The organism is Streptomyces sp. FH025 (genome assembly GCF_017427025.1).
Taxonomy (GTDB): Bacteria; Actinomycetota; Actinomycetes; order Streptomycetales; family Streptomycetaceae; genus Kitasatospora.
The window spans coordinates 1-6694 of record NZ_JAFLNG010000433.1 but is presented as its reverse complement, the minus strand read 5'-3'; the positions used below and the strand labels follow the sequence as shown (position 1 = coordinate 6694).

Below are 6694 nucleotides of genomic sequence, written 5' to 3'. Positions count from 1 at the left end.
CACCATCAGCTACACCACCCCGGGCAAGCCGGTGGCCACGCGCCTGATCGCGCTGCCCCAACAGGTCCGGCTCGGCCGGCCGGTGGTGCTCGACGACCTGGTCTGCCCGGCCCCCGGTACGGGTGCCACGACCCCGCCCACCGGCACCGTGACGTTCACCGACACCACGACCGGCACGACCCTGGGCACGGCACGCCTGGTCCTCAATCTCGGGACCTGCGCCGCCGCGGGGCGCGTCGTCTTCTTCCGGACCGCCGGCGCGCACGTCATCACGGCCGTCTACAGCGGCGACACGGTCTACCAGGGCAACAGCGCGAACCCCGAGACCCTCACGGTGACGGTCACCCCCTGAGGCTGCCCCGCAAGCGCCCGGCCCCGCCCGGGCCCTCACGCCCGGGCCCGCCCGCTGACCCACGCCCAGGCGGGGGCGCCTCCACTGGTGGCGCCCACCGCCGGGCGGGCCCTCGTCGACACCGCCCGGGTGCGCCGCCCGCGACGCGGGCAAGCGAAAGGGGTGTCCGTGGCCGGCTGCCACGGACACCCCTGTCAGGTCCTGCTGTCTCAGCTGTTGCGGCGCCTCCTGCTGAGGGCGAGGGCGAGGCCGCCGAGGATCAGCAGCGTGCCGCCGATCCCCGCCGCGGTGAGCACGACGGCGCCGGTGTGGGCGAGGATCCCGGACGGAGCCGGGGCCTGCGGGCCGGGCTCGGGGTTGCCGGGCTCCGGGCTACCGGGAGCCGGGGGCTCGGTGGGCGGCGGAGTGGTTCCGGGCAGCATGTGATCGGTCTCGCAGCCCTCCTCGGTGTCACAGTGGCCGCGCTTGTCGTCGGGGGTGGTGACGACGTTGTGCAGCTGGGCGTCACCGTTGCCGTTGACGGTCACGGAGTAGGTGATCGTGGCGGTGCCCCCAACCGGGAGATCCCCGGTCCAGGCGAGCTTGTCACCGGTCACCGAGACGCTGCCGGTGCTGGCCTTGACGTCACCGTTGTACGCGGCGTCGTCCAGCACCTTCGACAGGTCGTCCGTGACGGTCGCGCCCTTCATCCCGGCCTTGCCGTGCTGGGTCACCGTCACGGTGTAGGTGACCTTGTCGCCGACCTGCACGGTCGAACCCGACTTCGGGTCCGCGACCTTGGAGAAGGTGTACGAGCCGTAGAGGTGGTCGGTCTCGCAGCCCTTCTCGGTCTCGCAGTGGCCGCGCTTGTCGTCCGGCGTGGTGACCGCGTTGTGCAGTTGGCCGTCACCGTTGCCGTTGACGGTCACGGAGTACGTGATCGTCGCCGTCCCGCCGACCGGCAGGTCGCCACTCCAGATGAGCTTGCCGTCCTTGACCACAGCCGCACCCGACGACGCCTTCACGTCGCCGTTGTACGCGGCGTCGTCCAGCACCTTCGACAGGTCATCGGTCACGGTCGCACCCTTGACGTCGCCCGCACCCTTCTGCGAGACGGTCACGGTGTAGGTCACCTTGTCACCGACCTGCACCGTCGAACCCGACTTCGGGTCCGCGACCTTGGAGAACGTGTACCAGCCCGTCTCGTGGTGCGTCGTGCACCCCGGAGTGCTTCCGTCCGCGGCCGCCGCGCAGCCGGGCGACAGCACGGCGTTGGCGAGGTCGCCGTCGCCGCCGGCCTTGACGGTCACCGAGTAGGTGATCGTCGCCTCGCCGCCGACCGGGACGGTGCCGTTCCACGTCAGCACACCGTTCTTGACCTGCGCGGTGCCGGTCGAGGCCTTGACGTCGCCGTTGTAGTCGGCGTCGTCCAGGACCTTCGACAGGTCGTCCGACAGCGTGGCCTGCGCCGGGGCGGAGCCCTGCTGCTTGACCTTCACCGTGTAGGTGACCTTGTCACCCGGGGCCACCGTTTGCCCGGAGGCCGGGTCCGCAGTCTTGGTCACGGTGTAGTTGGTCACCTCGATCCCCGCCGGGTCCGGCGGGATGACCGGCGGCACGCCCGAGTCCGGCGGGGTGTCCGCCGTGGCGGAGGCGGTGTTGACGAACGTGCCCGACACGGACGTGTCCAGCACGGTGCTGAACTCGTGCGACTCACTCGCACCCGGCGCCAGCGAGGCGATCGTGAACGCGCCGGCCTGCGGGAACTTGTCGTCCGCCACCTTGACGTTGGTGAGCGTGCCCTGGCCGGTGTTGGTGACGACGATCCGGTACTTCACCGTGTCGCCGTACTGGAAGACCGGGTAGTCGGCCGCCTCGTTGGCGTCGTGCCACTGCCCGTCCTTGCCCTGCGCGAACTTCTTCAGCGACGCCGAGTAGTAGTTCGCCACCGTGATCGGCGCCGAGGTGCGCATCACCAGTTCGGTGTGCCCGTCCCGGCCCTGGGCCCGGTTGACGAGCGTGTCGCCGCCCACGGCTCCGTCCGTCGCCACGGCGACCTTGAACTGCTGGCGCGCGCCCGGTGCCAGCGAGGGCCCGATCACACGTACGGCGGTCGCGTTGGGCGTGAACGTCGTCGTCCACCCCACGCTGTTGCCCGTGACGTCACCGGCCTTGCCGTTCATCGGATCGGCCGGGTCGTCGGACAGCGTCCCGGGAGCTGCGGTGGTGTAGTACACCGTCGCGCCCGCCACCGGCGTCACTGATGCCAGCGTGTACGAGCCGGAGTACGACGTCCCACGCCCGTCACCCTTGTACGGCAGCACGTCGATCGTGTCCGTGAACGCCTGCGCCACCGGGTCGTACGAGCGCAGCGTCACCGTCCACGAACCCGAGCCCTTCCCGTCACCCTTCACGTTCGGGATGTAGGAGGCGTCCGCCGTCTTGGCGATCGTGGTGTACCCGTTCGTCGCGACGGTCACCTGCGCGGTCGCCGGCGCGGTGGTGATCCCGCCGTAGGAGGCCGTCGCGGAGTTGGTGAGCGCCTGGCCCGGTGTCGCCGAAGTGTCGGCCACCGCCTGGTAGGTCAGCGCGTGGTCCACGTTGGTGGTGACGCCGTCGAGGGTCCAGGTCAGGACCTGCCGGCCCGGTCCGTCGGTGGTCACCGCGGGTTCGGGGGAGGCGGAGCCCGGAACGTACGTCACGCCCGCGGGCAGGGTGTCGACGATCTTGAAGCCGTCCACCGTGGCGGGGATCGCGCCGGCCCCGTTCGCCGAGTAGTTCAGCGTGTAGGTCGCCGGGACACCCGGCGTGACGACCGCACGGTCGACCGACTTGCCGATCGCCGGCGACGCCGTCGTCACGCGGACCACGTCCCGGAAGCCGGTGGTGCACGGATAGCGGAGGCCGGGGGTGTTCAGGATGCAACCCGCCTTGTTCCACCAGTTGTTGAGCGGGTCGTCCATGATCCCGGAGAAGAAGCTCCACACGTCCGTACCGGCCGGAACGTCCGGCTTGATCGTCTGGAACACGTTCTGGTTGATGTTGGTGGCGCCGACCGCCTTCATCTGGCCCTGGGTCGCCGTGACCCGGACCGCCTTCACCTGTGTCTGGTCGGCGGGTGGCGTCGTGCTCCACCCTCCCGTCACGCCGCAGTTGAAACCGTTCGGGTCGTACGCGGCGCTGGTCGGGTCCAGGTGGGCGTCGTTCCCGGTGTAGTACTCGACCACGGCGCCGTTGACTCCTCCGGCGGGGTTGGTCCACCGGAACCCGTTGAAGGTGACGTACTTGGTGTCCAGGGCCGAGCACAGCCCGACGAGGCGGTCGTCGGGCCGGTCGGTGTGCAGTTGCATGGCGGTGTCCATGTACTGCCCGACGGTCGTGCCCGCCGACACCCGGTAGGTGTCGTCCCAGGTGGTGCCGCCGCTGCCGGTGTAACCCCGGCCCCAGCCGGAGGAGTACGTGCCGGGAGTCGTCCACGACTTCGATTCGGTGTTGTTGGCCGGGTTGTCCTGCGCGGTCTGCCCGGTGGTCGAGGTATAGGTGGGGGCGCTCGCCTTCAGTTCGGCGGAGCCCTCGGCCGTGGTGAGCACGCGTACCCAGATCGATCCGGAGGCCAGGGCCACCTGGTCGGACGGCAGCCGGCCGCCGGCCGAGTCGAGGGTCGGCGGGTTGGCCGGGTTGTAGTCGATCCCGGAGATCGTGAGCTGGAAGGTGTTCGGGCCGGTCTGCGTGATCTGGCAGCTGTCCACGAACGGCGCCGTCCGGTCGGCCGGGTGGCCGCCGCCCGACCACGGGTGGCCGTTGGCCGGCGCGGGGATCGAGTACGGCGTGCAGCCCTGGGGGGCGAGTTGGACCGCGCTTCCCTGCTGCGAGGCGATCGTCAGGTCGTAGGTGATCGTCTGTGGCCCGGGGTCACTGCCCCTCCCCTTGCTCAGCGTCCACTCGTAGTCGAGTTCGAAGTACCCGGCTCCCTGGCTGAAGTTCGCCGCACCGACGCCCCAGCGCATGTCCATGGCGAAGGGGTTGGCGATGTCCAGCGGCGGCAGGGCGGCGCTGTGGCCGTCGATGGCCCCCACCGCGGTCAGCTGGCTGCCGGTCGGGCCGTCGGCCACCACGGGTGCCTGCAACGCCACCGCCGTGCCCTGCTGCTGGGTACCGAGGTTGCAGGTGAGGGTCTTCTTGTCGGCCGACAGGGCCGAGGCGGGGGTGACCCCCTTCGTCAGGCACAGGCCCGGCAGCGAGTCGAACACCCCGTTGGTCAGCGCCACGCTGACGGTGACGTTGTCCACCGGCCCGTTCGCCGGGGCCTGGGCGTCGTCGTTGACGTTCACCCGCCACTCGGCGGTGACCACGTCACCGGAGGCCACCTTGGTCGGCGTGTTCGGCGCCCACCTGCCTTCGATCTGGTAGACCGTCGCCGCCCATGCCTGCGCCGCCAGGCTCAGCATCGTCAGTAACAGCGCCAGCACCAGCGACAGCGACATCCCCCTGCGCGCCCCGGGCCCGGATATCAGCGACAACCGTGGCCCTCCTCCCCCGGGCGCGGCCGAGACGGCCCGCGGCCGCCCTCTCAACCAGTCCATGCAGACCCACCTTTCGAGGACAGTCCGTACAAACGGCCGATACGACCCGACCAGCACAAAAAGGCCAATAAATCGGACGTCAGTGGCAGATTTCACACTGATTCGTGACACTTGGTCAAGCAATTGCGAATCTTTTGCAGGATGTGTCGGCGCGGTGCAGGCTGGTCCGGGGTGTGGAAACGGGCATGGCGTCGTGACCCGCCCCGAGCGGGCCACGACGCCGTTCCCCCGGTCGCTCCAGGGGGATCCCCACTGCCGGGGTGAGGCCTACGGGTACGGCACGCCGCCGCCGTGGGGCCTGTCTTTCGCGCTCCCACCGCCCGCACCGCAGAGGGGAGTTGAAGGCGGGCCGGGGGCGCGGCGCGGTCAGTACCGCAGGGCGGTGAGGGCGTGGGCGCGGGTGCGGGCGAGGCCTCCTGGTCGCCCGGCGGATCCGGCGCGGGGCCCCACGGCGCTGCGCCCGCCTGGCCGAGGCCCGCCGCCGGGCGGGCCCGGTCGGCTACTTCGGGTGGGCCGCCGGGGCTTCCTCGACGGTCGTCTCCCCGACGACGGGGGCCGCCTGGCCCTTCGCCGCCGCCCCGGCGACGGGGGTCGCGTGGCGGGCGAGCAGGGCGCGCAGCGCGCCGGGGGCGGGGGTGGCGCGCTTGGGCAACAGCATCACGCAGGTGCCGCTGCGGTTCAGCGCGACGAACAGGTGCTCGGTCTCCAGGAAGCGCGGCAGGGACGACCAGGTCAGGGCGCGGACGCCGCGCGCGTCGGTGACGCTCACCCCGGCGGCGTCCACCACCGCGCGGTAGTCGCCGCCGCGCCGGGCCGCCCGCCCCTGCGCCGACCGCAGCTGGAGCCGCGGCGCGAGCAGCGCGAGCGCCACCAGCGCGGCCAGCAGCACCGCGTCCCCCGCACCCGCCTCGCCGTCCGCGGCCTTCGCCGCGCCGCCGAGCACGGCCATCGCCGCCGGCACCCACATCGCGATCCGCGCCAGCCGGCCCGCCAGGGTGTGCCGGGCCTGGGCGGCGAACGCCTCCTGGAAGTCCTCCCCCGTCAGCGCGTACGCCAGCTCGACCCGGTCCTGCTCCACCGCTGCTCCCCTTGATCCACTGCTTCGGTGCGCGGATGTTAGCAAAGGGTTCGCAAAGCGGCGTCAGCGCCCGGGGGCGCCCCGGTCATTCGCGCGGCCAGCGGCTCTCCACGATCCCGCACGCGTGCGCCGCCGTGTCGGCGAAGCGGTACCCGTGCTCCACCAGCCACGGCCCGAACACGCTGCTGCCCGCCCCGGCGAACCCGGGGTTGGTGAACAGCCGCAGCTCCTCGGCCAGCCCCTCGCGCAGCAGCGCCGAGACCAGTCCCGCGCCGCCGAAGCACAGCAGCGTCCCGCCCGCCCGCTCCTTCGCCGCCGCCACGGTGTCGGCCAGTTCGCCGTTGAGCACCTCCGTGCGCGGCCACTGCCGCTGCGGGCGGCCCGAGCGGGACACCACGAACTTCGGCAGTGCCCCGATCGCGCGGCTGAACTCCCAGTCCGCGTCGCCGGGGTGGAGGGTGGCCATCCGCTCCCAGTGCCCCAGGTACCCCTCGTCCGTCATCGGCCGGCTCAGCAGGATCCCCGAGGCGCCGGCCAGCAGGCCGTTGAACGAGGCCCGCAGGTCCGCGCTCCACGGCCACTGCGGCCCCCAGTTCCACAACTGCCAGTCCGCGCCCGGCACTTCACTGTCCACGTAGCCGTCCGCGGACACCTGCATCGCCACGACCAGTCGCCCCGTGCCACTCATGTCGCACCTCCTGT

Annotated in this window: 4 protein-coding genes; 1 reads left to right on the top strand and 3 read right to left on the bottom strand. The window is 71.7% G+C overall.

Features of this window, described 5'->3' with window-relative positions; genetic code table 11:
* Nucleotides 1–352 (top strand): Ig-like domain-containing protein (locus J0670_RS26030; RefSeq protein WP_207814104.1); only part of this gene is annotated, 352 nt, incomplete at its 5' end.
* A gap of 209 nt (nucleotides 353–561) precedes the next feature.
* On the opposite strand, the gene J0670_RS26025 is transcribed toward J0670_RS26030, so the two are convergent.
* The 3 genes from J0670_RS26025 to J0670_RS26015 form a co-directional block, all read right to left on the bottom strand.
* Complete coding sequence (locus tag J0670_RS26025) at nucleotides 562–4851, bottom strand: DUF11 domain-containing protein (RefSeq protein ID WP_207814103.1); 4290 nt, start codon at nucleotides 4849–4851, stop codon at nucleotides 562–564.
* Nucleotides 4852–5413: 562 nt separating this feature from the next.
* The gene (locus J0670_RS26020) at nucleotides 5414–5992 is read right to left on the bottom strand and encodes a hypothetical protein (RefSeq protein WP_207814102.1); all 579 of its coding nucleotides are present in this window, start codon (nucleotides 5990–5992) and stop codon (nucleotides 5414–5416) included.
* 85 nt (nucleotides 5993–6077) lie between these two features.
* Nucleotides 6078–6680: a dihydrofolate reductase family protein gene (locus J0670_RS26015; RefSeq protein ID WP_207814101.1), complete on the bottom strand. Its 603-nt coding sequence runs from the start codon at nucleotides 6678–6680 to the stop codon at nucleotides 6078–6080.
* Nucleotides 6681–6694: the final 14 nt, after the last annotated feature.